The organism is Streptomyces sp. NPDC059003, assembly GCF_042740445.1.
In the GTDB taxonomy this organism is placed as follows: Bacteria; Actinomycetota; Actinomycetes; order Streptomycetales; family Streptomycetaceae; genus Streptomyces.
This window is the reverse complement of record NZ_JBHYJH010000201.1, coordinates 1-14,572: the sequence shown is the minus strand read 5'-3', so window position 1 is coordinate 14,572 and position 14,572 is coordinate 1. Positions and strand designations below refer to the sequence as shown.

The 14,572-nt window shown below is 68.9% G+C and carries 17 protein-coding genes, 1 tRNA gene and 1 other RNA gene; 15 read left to right on the top strand and 4 right to left on the bottom strand.

Features of this window, described 5'->3' with window-relative positions:
* Nucleotides 1–252: 252 nt before the first annotated feature.
* The 3 genes from ACFWZ5_RS39695 to ACFWZ5_RS39685 all read left to right on the top strand — a co-directional run bounded on the left by ACFWZ5_RS39695 (nucleotide 253) and on the right by ACFWZ5_RS39685 (nucleotide 2,918).
* Entirely contained in the window at nucleotides 253–753 is a 501-nt protein-coding gene (locus ACFWZ5_RS39695; protein WP_384801924.1) for a YfbM family protein, read from the top strand.
* A 405-nt stretch (nucleotides 754–1,158) separates the two neighbouring features.
* Entirely contained in the window at nucleotides 1,159–1,698 is a 540-nt protein-coding gene (locus tag ACFWZ5_RS39690) for a hypothetical protein (protein WP_384801927.1), read from the top strand.
* Complete coding sequence (locus tag ACFWZ5_RS39685) at nucleotides 1,695–2,918, top strand: hypothetical protein (RefSeq protein ID WP_384801930.1); 1,224 nt, start codon at nucleotides 1,695–1,697, stop codon at nucleotides 2,916–2,918. Before ACFWZ5_RS39690 ends, ACFWZ5_RS39685 begins: the two co-directional genes overlap by 4 nt.
* A 379-nt stretch (nucleotides 2,919–3,297) precedes the next feature.
* On the opposite strand, the gene ACFWZ5_RS39680 is transcribed toward ACFWZ5_RS39685, so the two are convergent.
* The 3 genes from ACFWZ5_RS39680 to ACFWZ5_RS39670 are packed head-to-tail and all read right to left on the bottom strand — an operon-like array spanning nucleotide 3,298 to nucleotide 4,578.
* Nucleotides 3,298–3,696 (bottom strand): hypothetical protein, encoded by a 399-nt coding sequence (locus tag ACFWZ5_RS39680; RefSeq protein ID WP_384801933.1) that lies wholly within the window; start codon nucleotides 3,694–3,696, stop codon nucleotides 3,298–3,300.
* A complete protein-coding gene (locus ACFWZ5_RS39675; protein WP_384801936.1) occupies nucleotides 3,690–4,124 on the bottom strand; it encodes an ATP-binding protein in 435 nt (144 codons plus the stop codon). Before ACFWZ5_RS39675 ends, ACFWZ5_RS39680 begins: the two co-directional genes overlap by 7 nt.
* Nucleotides 4,125–4,170: 46 nt before the next feature.
* The gene (locus ACFWZ5_RS39670) at nucleotides 4,171–4,578 is read right to left on the bottom strand and encodes an NUDIX hydrolase (RefSeq protein ID WP_125263746.1); all 408 of its coding nucleotides are present in this window, start codon (nucleotides 4,576–4,578) and stop codon (nucleotides 4,171–4,173) included.
* Nucleotides 4,579–4,687: 109 nt separating this feature from the next.
* Here ACFWZ5_RS39670 and ACFWZ5_RS39665 point away from each other — a divergent pair, with 109 nt between their 5' ends.
* From ACFWZ5_RS39665 to ACFWZ5_RS39620, 10 genes are all read left to right on the top strand, one after another.
* Nucleotides 4,688–5,476, top strand: a complete 789-nt coding sequence (locus ACFWZ5_RS39665; RefSeq protein ID WP_384801939.1) for a GntR family transcriptional regulator — start codon at nucleotides 4,688–4,690, stop codon at nucleotides 5,474–5,476.
* Between the two features lie 158 nt (nucleotides 5,477–5,634).
* Nucleotides 5,635–5,991 (top strand): hypothetical protein, encoded by a 357-nt coding sequence (locus tag ACFWZ5_RS39660; protein WP_384801942.1) that lies wholly within the window; start codon nucleotides 5,635–5,637, stop codon nucleotides 5,989–5,991.
* Nucleotides 5,991–7,310, top strand: a complete 1,320-nt coding sequence (locus ACFWZ5_RS39655; protein WP_384801945.1) for an FtsK/SpoIIIE domain-containing protein — start codon at nucleotides 5,991–5,993, stop codon at nucleotides 7,308–7,310. The genes ACFWZ5_RS39660 and ACFWZ5_RS39655 overlap by 1 nt, the downstream gene beginning before the upstream one ends.
* A gap of 95 nt (nucleotides 7,311–7,405) precedes the next feature.
* Nucleotides 7,406–8,032 (top strand): DUF2637 domain-containing protein, encoded by a 627-nt coding sequence (locus ACFWZ5_RS39650; RefSeq protein WP_384801947.1) that lies wholly within the window; start codon nucleotides 7,406–7,408, stop codon nucleotides 8,030–8,032.
* 12 nt (nucleotides 8,033–8,044) lie between these two features.
* On the top strand, nucleotides 8,045–8,236 hold the full coding sequence (locus ACFWZ5_RS39645; RefSeq protein ID WP_384801950.1) for a mobile element transfer protein: 192 nt from the start codon (nucleotides 8,045–8,047) through the stop codon (nucleotides 8,234–8,236).
* Between the two features lie 12 nt (nucleotides 8,237–8,248).
* On the top strand, nucleotides 8,249–8,437 hold the full coding sequence (locus tag ACFWZ5_RS39640) for a hypothetical protein (RefSeq protein WP_384801953.1): 189 nt from the start codon (nucleotides 8,249–8,251) through the stop codon (nucleotides 8,435–8,437).
* A gap of 25 nt (nucleotides 8,438–8,462) precedes the next feature.
* Complete coding sequence (locus ACFWZ5_RS39635) at nucleotides 8,463–8,723, top strand: SpdD protein (RefSeq protein ID WP_384801956.1); 261 nt, start codon at nucleotides 8,463–8,465, stop codon at nucleotides 8,721–8,723.
* A 164-nt stretch (nucleotides 8,724–8,887) separates the two neighbouring features.
* Entirely contained in the window at nucleotides 8,888–10,165 is a 1,278-nt protein-coding gene (locus ACFWZ5_RS39630) for a replication initiator (RefSeq protein ID WP_384801968.1), read from the top strand.
* The gene (locus ACFWZ5_RS39625; protein ID WP_384801959.1) at nucleotides 10,158–10,391 is read left to right on the top strand and encodes an excisionase family DNA-binding protein; all 234 of its coding nucleotides are present in this window, start codon (nucleotides 10,158–10,160) and stop codon (nucleotides 10,389–10,391) included. Before ACFWZ5_RS39630 ends, ACFWZ5_RS39625 begins: the two co-directional genes overlap by 8 nt.
* 10 nt (nucleotides 10,392–10,401) lie before the next feature.
* Nucleotides 10,402–11,637, top strand: a complete 1,236-nt coding sequence (locus ACFWZ5_RS39620) for a tyrosine-type recombinase/integrase (protein WP_384801962.1) — start codon at nucleotides 10,402–10,404, stop codon at nucleotides 11,635–11,637.
* 79 nt (nucleotides 11,638–11,716) lie between these two features.
* On the opposite strand, the gene ACFWZ5_RS39615 is transcribed toward ACFWZ5_RS39620, so the two are convergent.
* A tRNA-Ser gene (locus ACFWZ5_RS39615) sits at nucleotides 11,717–11,804 on the bottom strand.
* Nucleotides 11,805–11,877: 73 nt separating this feature from the next.
* Between ACFWZ5_RS39615 and ffs the strand changes: the two genes are divergently transcribed.
* Nucleotides 11,878–11,976: signal recognition particle sRNA small type (gene ffs / locus ACFWZ5_RS39610), an RNA gene on the top strand.
* Nucleotides 11,977–12,097: 121 nt separating this feature from the next.
* Nucleotides 12,098–14,506, top strand: a complete 2,409-nt coding sequence (locus ACFWZ5_RS39605; protein ID WP_384801965.1) for a DNA polymerase III subunit gamma and tau — start codon at nucleotides 12,098–12,100, stop codon at nucleotides 14,504–14,506.
* Nucleotides 14,507–14,572 lie beyond the last annotated feature (66 nt).

Sequence of the window (14,572 nt, the reverse complement as noted above, 5' to 3'; positions counted from 1 at the left end):
TGCCCGGTGAGGCACTGGCGGAGGATACGAGATTCGAACTCGTGAGGGGTTGCCCTCAACACGCTTTCCAACTGTGGTGGTGGGGAGCCGAGCGGTGTGCGGTGGCGTTCACCTGCGTTCATTGGGGTCTCGTTATCAGGCTGGGATCGGCTGCCGGTCTCGGCTGAACGCCGGTGAACCGGGCTGAATGAGACGGAAACTGAGACGGCCCGTCCGACGGCCGTTGTCAGTGGCCACGCATAGTCTCCGACCATGAGCATGATCGGCGAGTACCTGCGTGTCACGGCTTCTGAGCTTGATCGAGCGATCCAAGATCCGGACTGGGCTCTGGACTTCGTCGAAGAGGTCCAGGATGCCGAGGAGGAGACGAAGCCTTCGCCGGCCGAGGCGCGCCACTTCAGTACGTACAAGACCTGGGACATGCTCCGCTTCCTGCTGGCGCGCACCGAGTTCCCCGTGAACGTGATCCACGGTGAGGAGTCGTTCGCCGAGAACGAGGACTGGGGCTACGGGCCTCCGAGGTATCTGCGGCCCGAGCGGGTCCGGCTCGCGGCGGAAGCTCTGCGGGCCATCAACTATGACCAGCTCGTCAGTGGCGTGGATCCTGCCGAACTGACCAGCGCCGAGGTGTACCCCCTCGGATGGAGCGAGCCTGGTGCACTGGAGTGGGGTCGTCACTGGTACGACGGTCTCACCCAATTCCTGGAAGCCGCTGCAGGAGTGGACGACGCAGTGCTCGTCTGGTTGGACTGATAGGCCGATGCAGCGGTCAGACCTCAGCTTGGGAAGCTGAGGTGATCTACGGACGGTGGCTCGGCTGACCTGGGCGGGACTGCTGTCAGCATCGGACTGCTCGCCGGGCTGGTACCCCTCCTCTCGAGCCTCGTGCTCCCATACGCGGACGACGTCCACCCTGCGGCTGCCAGGGCCTCATCGGCGGCCCTGTCCCGGGCGACATGCACGGGAGTATGGCCGGCTCAGTGGATCTCTGACCAGGGATGACAGCCCTGTTGGCAAAGGGGACGAGATCACCCTCGTAGCAGTCACTTTGGCCAACCGGCCCACCTCGTGCGCGCGAGGCGGGTACAGTCCGGCGCAGGAGTAACTACGAGTAGAAAACCGGGTACTTAGGCGCGTGACCAGGCGAGTGTGCAGAGCGTGAGCGAGGACAGCCTGCGCCGCCAGGGTGTACCGGCGAGCGCGCTCAAAGAACGCGTTAGCTACTTGACGCTTGGTCTCCTCGCCACCGGTGCGGGCTGCGTCCTCAGCGATCCGCAACTGGACTATGACTGTCTTGACGTGACGATCAGCGGCTCTGGTCCGCATCGGCGTCGACGGCCCCGTTTCGATGTGCAGATCAAGGCGAGCAGTATCGGCGGCGCGGTGAGGGCTCTGAGAGGTGGCGACTTCGCGATCTCTCTGCCGCGGGAACAGTACGAGGATCTACGGGCACCGGCGTACCTACCGATCAAACTCGTGGCTCATATCTTCCCGCGAGGGACTGAGATCCCACAGGTCGTCAGCCATAACGACCGCATGGTGCTCGATGGCATCATGCTTAGGTCCGACCCTCGTGAGTGGCTCCCGCTGCCCTCTGGCCAAAAGTCTGGGACGGTTCGGCTCCGCCGCGAGGATGTATTCGACATTGAGTACATCAGAAGCGAAATCAAATCTCTGGGCGATGGGGGTGGCCGATGAATCAGAATCTGATGGACGATTACCACGCCCTTGCCTCGTCGATTTCTCCAAATGAAGTCTCTCGCTATCTTAATGCCCAGGGTTGGGAAATGGTCGACAGGCGAGATGGGCTTCTTGAAGAGTGGGCTGAACCGCCGATTATGGGGCGCGAATCCGAGACTGAAGTCCACCTATTGCCGGTGAATCAGGAATATCGAGACTTTCAGCGCAGGTTCGTTGAATGTCTGGTTGCGATCGCTGCATACTATGAAATCGATGCATCCGAGTTGTCGCATCGTCTTCGACTCGGCGCCTCGGATGTTCTTCTTTTTCGAGTTTTGCATGATGATGCCGTAAGCGACGTCGTAGGCATTAATGAAGCTAATGACGTTATAAGCGTGATGCGCCGCTGGATCTCGGTGTCTGCGCGGTACACCGCCAGCCCAAACAAGGAATTCACCGGACGCATGTCGCCGCAAGCTCAGGAGTATGTCGCGCAGCATGTCTTCCTAGGTCACACGCGGCCAGGGAGTTTCGTATTTCCCTTCATTTCGGGACCTCGGACTCTTCAGGGCGCCAAAACTGCATTTGCTCGAAGAGTGATGGAAAATCTATCCATTGCTCTCGATCGGGCTCGCAGCCTACCCGTGTCTGAGCAGGCTGTACCCGATGAGCTCAGCCCTCTCGTGGTTGCCCTGGCCGATGGCCTACAGAAATTTGCTAGAGGCCCTGCGTTCAGTGGTATCGAGATTTCTTTCATGTGGGCGCCTGGGCGAGCGGCTTCGGATAATGTTCCCGTTCGCCCAATCACGCTACAGTCGGACGCGATTAGAGAAATCGGCGCCGCAGGGGTCCGGGTGAAACAGTATCTGCAGGAGCGTGGCGTTCCTGGTTACCGGTTGGCGGCGTCGGGCAGGCCTGTTGAAGCTCCCAAAGTGCCAGCGATCCAGGAATTCTCCGACGTTGCAGAAACGGAAATTACTGGCGAGGTTATCGCGCTCAATATCGATGATAGAAGAATCAGGGATTGGGGTAGTCGATACTCCATTGTTATTCGTTCAGACGTGCGAGACTCGCCCATCGACGTAGAAATGCCAGTTGAGGAATCTGAGTTCACCGCGGCTGTAGAAGCGAGGAATCACGGTGCAACGGTGACCGCTGTGGGAACCCTGGTGAGGACCATGGGTGGCTCTTCCATGCGGGGACGGCTCACCTTCAATGGGCAGCAACAGGGCCGCTGACAAGGATTTTCGCCTCCTCGGTGCCGTGGTCAATTGGCACGAGGTCGGTGGAGCGGCTTTGGGCTGGAGCTGCTTTGGGGCGAGTGATCATGGCCCCGTAAGCTTCCGGCGCGTCGGGCAGTCGTTGACCTGCCCGGTAAAGCACGACGTTGGGGCCATGATCTTCGAGGCTCGCCCCAAAGTGGCTGCCTAAAGCCGTGGAGCCGACCGCCCCAGCCACGACGTACCCCTTCTCTGAGATCAGTTGGCCGCCAGCTCTTGTCGCGCGGCCTGGTGGACCGGGCCGGAGCGGGGCGGAGACAGGAGCGGCGGCCCGGGGAGCCGGGCCGCGCGCGGTGAGCGGAGCGAGCCGCCTTGAACCAGTAGAGAAAGTTGTAACTCAGTCGGTCGCGTGGGGCTTCAAGTCGTGCGTGTACGGCTGGGGTTCAAGGTGCTCTTGGTCGTCTGCGAGGGGTAGGAAGAGCACCGGGTGCACCGTCCACGTGATGCGCGTGTTGGCGTAGGTCACCGACACCGTGCAGGGTTCCGCGCGCAGGAGGGCTCTCCGGGTGTCTATGCGGCTCTCGTAGAGCCAGTCCCAAGTCTCCTTGGGAGCCGCGGGGTTCAGCTCCGCTGTGATGGCTTGGAGTGCTGTGGGGAGCCAGCCGTCCACCTGGGTCGCGGAGTACGCGCCGAAGGATGTCGTCACCGTCGGGCGGTCCGGCGTCGTGAGGTCTTCCGCCCAGCACTCGCACCAGAAGCCGCGGAGTACAGAGCCACCCGTGTCGTCGCTCAGCATGGGTGCCCCCCTGGCCCCGGTCGTGGCGAAGTGAAGAGCTCCGCCGTCACCGTGTGCGCGCCGTCGCTGTTCCGCACCACCACCCGGTGGGCCAGCGCGCTGACCATGCCCAAGCCTCTGCCGTGCACCGCCTCCTCGTCGGGATGCTCGACCTTCGGGGATCCGTCCGTACTCCCGCCGTCCGTGACCGACAGGGCGATGACCTGGGACGAGACCGCAAGGGCGAGGTGGAAGCTGCCCGAGTGCCGGCCACTCGCTGTATGCAGGATCGCGTTGGCGCTCAGCTCGCTCGCGATCAGTTCGGCGTCCTCCGCGAGGGGCGAGGAACCCAGGATGTCGCGGGTCCAGCGGCGGGCTCGGCTGACCTCTTCAGGAAGACCTGGGCAAGTGAGTCCCCAGACCCGGGCGGTGCTCGTATACTCGTGCATACAAGTTCCTTTGTGCTGCTAGGCCGCCATGTGCAGCGGGTTCGGGCTATACGAGTTTCACGCCGTCGTGGGCGCGGATGGCCGGTGGAGCCGTCGCGTCGAGTGCGTCCAGGACGCGGATCGCGTACGCCTCGTCGGCGAGTTCGGTGACCTCTTCGCGGGTGGCCCAGCGCAGGGCGCGGGTCTCCTCGCCGGTGGTGGGCGTGCCGTCGGCGGCCTCACAACGGAAGACCAGGGAGACGATCAGGCCCGTCATGTTCTTGTAGACACCGGTCAGGGTCGCGGGAAGCGCGATCTTGACGCCGGTCTCTTCGAGAACCTCGCGCTGGAGGGCTTCGGGGATGGTTTCCTCTCGTTCGAGGACGCCGCCCGGAGGCTCCCACTGGCCGTTGTCACGGCGCTGGATCAGCAGGGCCCGCCCCTGGTCGTCGACGATGACTCCGGCGACGCTCACGGAATGGGGGCGGTCAGTACTCACGTTCCTCGGCCCTCTCGGCTGACTAGGCTCTCCACCGTAGCAACAGCACTCGCCCACTCGTCTAGATACCTAAAGGAGTACACACGTGACCTCACTCCCTACCGGCTTGCTCGGCGAGGTCGACCCCACGAGTGATCGTGCGGTCTTCCGGCAGATCGCCGATCAGCTGCGCGAGGCCATCGATCGTGGGCGGTTCAGGGAGGGCGAGAAACTGCCCTCCGAAGCTGACCTTGTCGACCACTACGGGGTATCCCGGATGACGGTCCGCAACTCCTTCTCCATCCTCCAGGGTGAAGGACTCGTCCACGCCGAGCACGGCAGGGGCGTCTTCGTCCGCCCGCGGCCTCCGGTGCGGCGCCTCGCTTCGGACCGGTTCGCCCGGCGCCACCGCGATCAGGGGAAGTCGGCGTTCATCGTCGAAGCCGACGCGGCCGGCAGCCACCCCCAGGTGGACAGCCTGGAGGTGAAGGAGGAGAAGGCCAGCCAGGACATCTCCACCCGGCTCGGTTCGGCGCGCAAGGTGCTCGCGCGCAGGCGGCGCTACCTCCTCGACGGTCGGCCCGTCGAGTTCGCGACTTCGTATCTGCCGCTCGACATCGCGCGCGGTACGCAGATCGCCGAGCCCAACCCCGGCCCCGGCGGCATCTATGCCCGCCTCGAAGAACTCGGCCACCGCCTCGACCGCTTCGAGGAGGAGATCCGCGCCCGCATGCCCTCGCCCGCCGAGGTCAAGACGCTGCGGCTCGCATCCGGCGTGCCTGTGATCCATCTGATCCGTACCGCGTACGACACGGAAGGGCGGGCCGTCGAGGTCTGCGACACCGTGATGGCTGCGGACGCGTACGTCCTGTCCTACCAACTCCCCGCGAACTGACGGGTGATGGGGCGCGAGGCCGTCTTCCGGACTCGTACATCCCAACAGGCATACTCGTATAGACGAGTGGGCAAGCTGTGTGCCAGAGTGGTTCGCGTTCCCGAGAGTTCGGGTTCGCCGATCGCATCTTGTATAGACGAGTAAATAGGGGAACTGTCTTGCGCACCATCCGTGTTGAGACCTCGGGCGCGACGATCCTGCTCACCGAGGCCCCGGAGCCCAAGGTCCGAGACCGTCAGACCGGCGAGCGGGCCGTGGACGCGGTCAGCGGTGAGCCGCTGATGACCATCGGCGTCGTCTACATCGAGGAGGGGGAGTCGTCCCTGATCAAGGTGACCGTCCCGGAGAGTGGGGTGTCGGAGGGGCTGGTCCTCGGCTCGCCCGTCTCGCTGCCGGGGCTCATCGCCCGGCCGTGGGAGAACGTCTTCAACGGTCAGCAGCGGCACGGCATCGCCTACCGCTGCGCCGCCGTGACGCCCGCCGCCTTCCCGGCCGTTGCCGGAGCCGCTGCCTGATGGCCGACCTGACGACGCTGTTAGAGGTGGGTGGTCCCGTCGTCGCGATCGGCGGTGGGGCCGCCTACGCCCGGGCACGACACCCCGGGGTGTACTGGTCCACGGTCGGCATGCCGTTATCCGCCGCCCGGCTCATCGGGTCGTACAGCTCGGTCATGGAGGCCTGCGGGCTGACGGTGACGCCGTCCCGGCTGCGGGTCATCGCCGCCAGGGCCACCAGAGGGGAGGCGCGTCCGGTGCCGCCCCGCCGGGGGCTCATACGGCCTACGACGACCGGTCTCCGACTCCGCATTCGGATCGCCCCCGGCCAGGAACCCGCCGATGTCGCCGCCTCCGCCGAACGGCTGCGGCACGCCTGGGGAGTTCACGCCGTGTACGTGACCACCGTGAAGCCCGGGGTGGTCGAACTGCGGCTCGTCGGCTTCGACGTACTGCGGCGCGTGCGGATGCCCCGCCGGATGACTGGCGGGCTCCTCAAGGTCCCGGTGGCCCTGCGGGAGGACGCCACTCCCTTCGTACGCGACTACCGGGCGGTCCCACACCAACTCACCCTCGGCGCCACGCTCTCCGGCAAGTCCATGTACCTACGCCACCTGATCACTGGGCTCGCCCGGCAACCCGTCGCCCTGGTGGGCGTCGACTGCAAGCGGGGCGTGGAGCTGGCGCCCTTCGCCCCTCGGCTGTCCGCGCTCGCGACCGATCCGGAGCAAGCCGCCGAGCTGCTGCCTGTGCTGATACGAGAGATGGAGGACCGGTACGACCTGATCAAGGCTCGGCAGGGCATCGCCCCGAGCACCCCCGCCGAGACCATCACCTCCGACATCTGGGGCCTGCCCGAAGCCGACCGCCCCGCCCCCATCGTGCTGTTCGTCGATGAGGCGGCGGAACTCTTCCTCGTCGCCACCAGAAAGGACGAGGAACGCCGGGACGAGATGGTCACCCAGCTCATCCGGCTCGCCCAGCTCGGCCGCGCGGCCGGCATCTACCTGGAGGTCTGCGGGCAGCGCTTCGGCGCCGAACTAGGGAAGGGGGCGACGATGCTCCGCGCCCAGTTGACCGGCCGCGTCTGCCACCGCGTCAACGACGAGGGCTCCGCGAAGATGGCCCTCGGCGACATCGCTCCGGAAGCCGTCCTCGCCGCGTGCGCCATCGCGCCCGAGCTACCCGGCCTGGCCGTCGCCGGGGACACGTCCGGCGGCTGGTCCCGCATCCGTACGCCGTACCTGTCGCTCGGCGAGGCTGCCGAGACCTGCCGGGAGTCGGCGCACCTGGTGCCTGATCTGCCCGCGCTCAAGCCGTTCCGGCCCGTGGCCGCCTGATCCCACCCGTTCCTTGCCCGGTCGAGGCGGCTGCTCTACGTCGTCGCCAGACCGCTGCCCCTCCATGCCCTCCGGACCCCGGAAGGAGTCACCGCATGCGCGCCCAACTGGACCGTATGGACGCGATGCTCGTACAAGCGGTCATCGCCGCCGCGCTGTCCTTCGCCCACCTGTACGACGTCGCTTCGGCGGCCGGACAGGACGGGTGGAAGGCGTGGGCCTACCCCGTGTCGGTCGACCTGCTGCTCGTCGCCGCCTGGCGTCGGCTGCGGTCCGGCCATGCACGGGCGGCCGGGTGGTGCTGGTTCGTCATCGCGCTCGCCGCGTCCCTCGGAGCGAATGTCGCCACGGCGGGGCTCCTCGACATGGGGCACGTGCCCGCGTGGCTCCGCATCCTCGTGGCGGGCTGGCCTGCGGTGGCGTTCCTGGGCGGGACGCTGCTGGCTCACTCGGCGCCGGAGCCAACGCGCCAGGAGGACGAGCTGGTTGAGGACGCCCCGGCCTCGCCACCCGAAGCGCCCAAGCGAAACGAGCCTCCTGCCGCACCCGCACCCGCACCCACACCCGCACCGGTATCCGTCCCGGCCGCCCTGCTCGACCACGCCCGCAAGCTCGCCGCCGACCACCACACCCGCACCGGAGCCGCCATCGACACCCCCACCCTCCGCGCCCGCCTCGGCGTCCCCGCCCCCATGGCCGACGCCATCGCCGCCCAGCTCTGAGAGGAGACCCGCATGCCCGCCAACCGCCGCTTCCGCAACGTCGCCCGCATCGGCCCCGTCCAGATCGGCACCGCCTACGACCACCGTGGCCGGGAGAAGCACACGGCCGCCTGCACCGCCCCACGCTGCGGCTTCTCCGCCGACTACGACAGCCGCGCCGCCGCCGAGCTGGCCGCCCGCACTCACCAGTGCCCCAGCGTCTGAGAGGAGCACTCCATGACCGTCAGCCTGTCGTGGGTCCTCGTCCTCGGCCTGCTGGCCTGGGGAGCGGTCAAGGTCATCGGCGCCCGCTCCTGGATCGCCGTCCTGATCACGCTTCTCGCCCTCTGGATCTCGCACACCTTCGTGGCCCCGGCCGTCGCCGCCGTGACGAACGTCGGCTTCGTAAACGCCTCACATGCCTAGACGAGTAGATGAGGAAAGGACCGCCGTGTTCCTGCCCAAGTACCCGGACAACCCCACGCCGCCGCCCGCCCACCACCACGCCCCGAGCGCTCCGACTGACCCGGCGCCCGCCCGCCGACGCGACACCGTCCCGGCCGACTCGATCAGCACCGGCACGGTCGTGGCCGTGCTCGCAGGCGGCGTGGTCCTGACCGCGCTCCTGGCCGCCGTCGCCATCGCGGCCGTCTCCGTCGCGATAGCGGCCGTGGTCCTGCGCTCCTTGCTCAACGACCACCGCAAGCGCTGAGCCTGCCGGTCTCCCGGGGCGGCCTCGATACCGCCAAGCATCCGCCGCCCCGGGAGCCCTTCCCTCCTGACCGTTCCAGCCAGCCAGAAGGAGAAGCCATCTTCACCCGCGTCACCACCCCGCCCCCACTCCCGGAACTCGCCAAGCTGGCCGCCCACGGCGCCCTGCCGGGCATCCTCAACCAGCTCTCCGGCCTCGGCGGCTGCGCCCACCCGATCCGCCTCGACGGCCACCGCACGAAGTACGACGTCGACACCGGTACCGGCGAGATAGGCAAGGTCCTCCACCACCTCGACTCCGCCACCCTCCCAGCGGGCCAACTCCTCGTCCGCTGCAACAACCGCCGTACGACCCGCTGCCCGGCCTGCGCCGAGGTCTACCGCCGCGACACGTTCCACCTGATCACCTCCGGCCTGCGCGGTGGCAAGGGCATCCCGGACCAGGTCGCCGCACACCCCCGCGTCTTCGCCACCTTCACCGCGCCGAGCTTCGGCCCGGTCCACAACCGCCCCTCCTCCGGCCGCCCCTGCCGCTGCGGCACCCACCACGACCAGGAGGGCGCGCTCCTCGGCACCCCGCTCACCCCGGACACGTACGACTACGAAGCGGCCGTCCTGTGGAACGCCCACGCCGGACAGCTCTGGCGCCGCTTCTCCATCCATCTCCGCCGAGAGGTCGCCAAGCGAGCGGGCCTGAGCCAACGCCGACTCCGCGAACACGCCCGGGTGTCCTTCGCCAAGGTCGCCGAGTACCAGAAGCGCGGGGCGGTCCACTTCCACGCCGTGATCCGCCTCGACGGCCCCGGCGGCGGAGACACCGCGCCCCCGCCCTGGGCGACGGCCGACCTCCTGACCGACGCCATCCAGGCAGCGACCACCAAGACCCAAGTCGACGGCCCGACCCTCGACGGCCGCGCCCACACCCTCACCTTCGGTCGCCAACTCGACGTCCGGACCATCCGCTCCGCCGACTTCGACGGTGGCCAGGAGCTGACCGAGCGAGCCGTGGCCTCGTACATCGCCAAGTACGCCACCAAGGGCGTCGAGACCGCGACGGGCGCCCTCGACCGGCCCTTGAAGTTCGCCGCCGAACTCGCCCAGCTCGACCTGAGCGACCACGCCCGCCGCCTGATCCGCACCGCCTGGACCCTCGGCGCCCGCAAGGACCTGGACCACCTCCGCCTCCGCGCCTGGGCCCACATGCTCGGCTTCCGCGGCCACTTCTCCACCAAGTCCCGCCGCTACTCGACCACCCTCGGCGCCCTGCGCACGGCCCGCGCCGACTGGCGCCGCGCCCAAGCCACACCCACCGAGACCGGCGCCACCACGTACGTCCTCGCCCACTGGGTCTTCGCCGGAACTGGCCTGTCCGACACCGAAGCCTGGCTCGCCGCATCCCTCGAAGCCGCCCCCGGAACGGAAGGAGAAATGACGCATGGCTGAGCCGTGCGCAATACCCGCCGCCTTGGAGACGGCCGATGGCTCCCTGGTCCTGCTGACCGTCGAAGAGGCGGCTCGGCGGCTCCGTATCGGCCGTACGACGTGCTTCCGGCTCGTGTCGGCCGGGGAGATCGAGTCAGTGATGGTCGGCCGACTGCGTCGCGTTCCGCCCGAGGCGCTGCGCATGTATGTCGCCCGGCTCCGCCACCGGCCCGCCCAAGCGGCATGAGGGGGCGGGCATGACGGAGAAGAAGCGCACGCGTCAGCCCAACGGGGCGTCGTCCATCTACCTCGGCAAGGACGGGAAATGGCACGGACGAGTGACGGTTGGCGTCCGTGACGACGGCAAGCCCGATCGCCGCCATGTCGAGCGGAAGACCCGGGCCGAGGTCACCAAAGCCGTCCGCGAGATCGAGCGGTTGCGCGATCAGAAGAAGTTGCCGAAGCCCGGCCAGACCTGGACGTTCAGGAGCTGGCTTGAGCACTGGGTGCACGAGACCGCTCAGAAGTACGTCTCAGAGAACACGTACGACGGCTACGAAGTCGACGTCCGCGTCCATCTCGTGCCGGGCCTGGGGGCGCACCGCCTGGACCGGTTGGAGCTGGAGCACTTGGAGACCTTCTACGCCAAGATGCAGGCCAACGGCAGCGCGGCCGGCACCGCCCACCATGTGCACCGCACGGTGCGCGTAGCGCTCGGGGAGGCCGTCCGGCGCGGACACCTTGCGACCAACGTCGCTGAGATCGCGCGGGCTCCTCGGCTCGAAGAGGGGGACATCGAGCCGTACGAGATCGACGAGGTTCAGCGGCTGCTCGTGGAGGCGTCCAAGCTCCGCAACAGCGCTCGTTGGGTGATCGCGCTGGCGCTCGGCCTGCGGCAGGGAGAGGCACTCGGGCTCCACTGGGAGGACGTGGACCTCGACGCCGGGTACCTCCGGACGCGTAAGAACCGACTCCGCCCGAAGTACCGGCACGGCTGCGGTGACACCTGCGGTCGGAAGCCCGGCTACTGCCCCCAGCGCGAGCAGATCCGGCGCGAGTTCAAGAACACCAAGTCGCGTGCCGGGCGCCGCACCATCGGTCTTCCCGATCCGCTGATCAAGCTGTTGCGCGTGCACCGGGAAGAGCAGGAGCGTGAGCGGCTGGAAGCTGGTGCGGCCTGGCAGGACAAGGGGTACGTCTTCGCGTCGCCGGTGGGCGAGCCGTTGAGCCCCAACACCGACTTCCACGTGTGGAAGCGGCTTCTTCAGGACGCGGGCGTACGGGACGGGCGGCTTCATGACGCGCGTCACACGGCGGCGCTCGTGCTTCTGCTCCTCGGTGTCCCGGAGGTCGTCATCGACGCGATCATGGGATGGGAGCCCGGGGGAGCGGCCAGGATGCGCGCCCGGTACATGCGCATCACGGGGCCGATCCTGAAGAAGGTGGCCGACCAGGTCGGCCAGGCGCTGTGGGGGCTGCCAGAGGCCGACTGAGACGGAAACTGAGACGGACAACGTCGAAGGGCCCCGCTGCAAGCAGCGGGGCCCTTCGACATCGTGCCCGGTGAGGCACTGGCGGAGGATACGAGATTCGAACTCGTGAGGGGTTGCCCCCAACACGCTTTCCAAGCGTGCGCCCTAGGCCTCTAGGCGAATCCTCCGCCGCAAACAATACAAGACGTTGAGGAGTGCTCGCGAACTCGTTCGCGGGGCGTGGGATCGGTTAGGGTGGGGGCCAGCCCCTCACGTGGCGCTATCTGACTGAACTCCCCCAGGGCCGGAAGGCAGCAAGGGTAGGTCGGCTCTGGCGGGTGCGTGGGGGGCGCTTTGCGTTGTGGGGCCGTGCTTCGCCGTGCGGGGGCGTGGGGGTCCGCGGGTGCCCGTGGGCTTGTGGGCGGTGCTCGTCGTCCTTTGCCGGTCCGTGTTGTCAGTGGGCGCCTATAACCTCGTATACGTGTCGTCTCTCGCGCTGTACCGCCGTTATCGCCCGGAGTCGTTCGCCGAGGTCATCGGGCAGGAGCATGTAACCGACCCGTTGCAGCAGGCGCTGCGGAACAACCGGGTCAATCACGCGTACCTGTTCAGCGGCCCGCGCGGCTGCGGCAAGACGACGAGCGCGCGCATCCTCGCCCGGTGTCTGAACTGTGAGCAAGGTCCCACTCCGACGCCGTGCGGCGAGTGCCAGTCCTGCCGCGACCTCGCTCGGAACGGACCGGGGTCGATCGACGTCATCGAGATCGACGCCGCGTCGCACGGTGGCGTGGACGACGCCCGTGACCTGCGGGAGAAGGCCTTCTTCGGCCCCGCGTCCAGCCGGTACAAGATCTACATCATCGACGAGGCCCACATGGTCACGTCGGCGGGCTTCAACGCCCTCCTGAAGGTCGTCGAGGAGCCGCCGGAGCACCTCAAGTTCATCTTCGCGACCACCGAGCCCGAGAAGGTCATCGGCACCATCCGGTCGCGTACGCACCACTACCCGTTCCGGCTCGTGCCGCCCGGCACCCTGCGGGACTATCTGGCCGAGGTGTGCGGGCGCGAGGACATGGCCGTCGAGGACGGCGTGCTTCCGCTCGTCGTGCGCGCCGGCGCCGGGTCCGTGCGTGACTCCATGTCGGTCATGGACCAGCTCCTCGCCGGTGCGCGCGAGGACGGTGTGACGTACGCCATGGCGACCGGGCTCCTCGGGTACACGGACGGGTCGCTGCTCGACTCCGTGGTCGAGGCCTTCGCCGCGGGTGACGGGGCGGCCGCCTTCGAGGTCGTGGACCGCGTCATCGAGGGGGGCAACGACCCGCGGCGGTTCGTCGCCGACCTCCTCGAGCGGCTGCGGGACCTGGTGATCCTCGCGGCGGTGCCGGACGCCGCGGAGAAGGGGCTCATCGACGCCCCGGCCGACGTCGTCGAGCGCATGCAGGCGCAGGCCCAGGTCTTCGGCGCCGCCGAGCTGAGCCGCGCCGCCGACCTCGTGAACGAAGGGCTCACGGAGATGCGCGGGGCCACCTCGCCCCGCCTGCAGCTTGAGCTCATCTGCGCGCGCGTGCTGCTGCCCGCCGCGTACGACGACGAGCGTTCCGTCATGGCCCGCCTCGACCGCCTGGAGCGCGGCGGCCACTTCATGGCCGGCGGTCCGGCGACGGCTCCCGCGATGGGGTACGTGCCCGGGCCCGAGGCTCACGCCGGGGTGCCGCAGCCCGGAGTGCAGCAGCCCGGTGTGGGCGTGGCGCCTTCCATTCCGCCCGGGGGTGGCGCGGCGGCCGCGCGGGCCGCGGTGCGGGGTGGGCCGGCTGGTGGGTCCGGGGGTGGCGGGGAGACTCAGGCTCCGGCGGTTCCGGTCGCGCAGGCTCCGGTTGCTCCGGCTCCGGTCGCTCCGGCCTCGGGCGCACAGGCCCCGGGTGCACCGGCCTCGGGCGCTCCGGGGCAGCCCGCGGTGACGCCCTCCGCGTCCGGTCAGCCCACTCCTGACCAGGGCGCCCCGGCCCAGCCCGCGACGCCCCCCGCCGCCCCCGCGGCGACCCGTCCCGGCAGCTGGCCCACCGCCTCCGCGCCCGGCAGCGGTGCCGCGCCCTCCGGTCAGGCCGCACCTACCGCGCCCCGCCCCGGTGGCTGGCCCACGGCCACGCCCGCGGGCGGCGGCACCCCGGGCGGCACCCCCGCACCCGCGCCCGCCGCACCTCCGGCCCCGGCGCCCGCACCGGCCCCGGCGGCTCCCCCGGCCGCCCCCGCTCCCGTCGCCCCGGCCCCCGTCGGCGGCCCCGACCCCCGAACGCTCTGGCCGAACATCCTGGAGGCGGTCAAGAACCGTCGCCGCTTCACGTGGATCCTGCTCAGCCAGAACGCGCAGGTGGCGGGCTTCGACGGCACCACGCTCCAGCTCGGCTTCGTCAACGCCGGAGCGCGGGACAACTTCGCGAGCAGCGGCAGCGAGGACGTCCTGAGGCAGGCGCTTGCCGACCAGTTCGGCGTGCAGTGGAAGGTCGAGGCGATCGTCGACCCGTCGGGCGGCGCGGCTCCGCCGCCCGCGGCGAGCGGGTTCGGCGGCGGCCGCCCCGCGCCCCAGCAGGCGGCCGCGCCCTCGTACGCTCCGTCGCCCTCGGCGCAGTACTCCGCGCCGCCGGCCGCTCCGGCCCCGCAGCCCGGTCCCGCGCCGTCGGCGCCGCCGTCCGCCGCGCCCGCGCAGGGAGGGGCGGCCTCCCCGGCGTCCGCTCCGGCTCCGCAGGCCCGTGCCCAGGAGCACGTTGCTCCCGAGGACGACATTCCGGAGGACGACGATCCGGACCTTGTCGACTCGGCGCTCTCCGGTCATGAGCTGATCGTGCGGGAGTTGGGGGCGACGGTGGTGGAGGAGTACCAGAACGAGTAGGCCTCGCGGGGGCGCCCCACTGCATCCATTAGCGCGCTCCGCGCGCGGGCGCCCCTTCCCGAACTG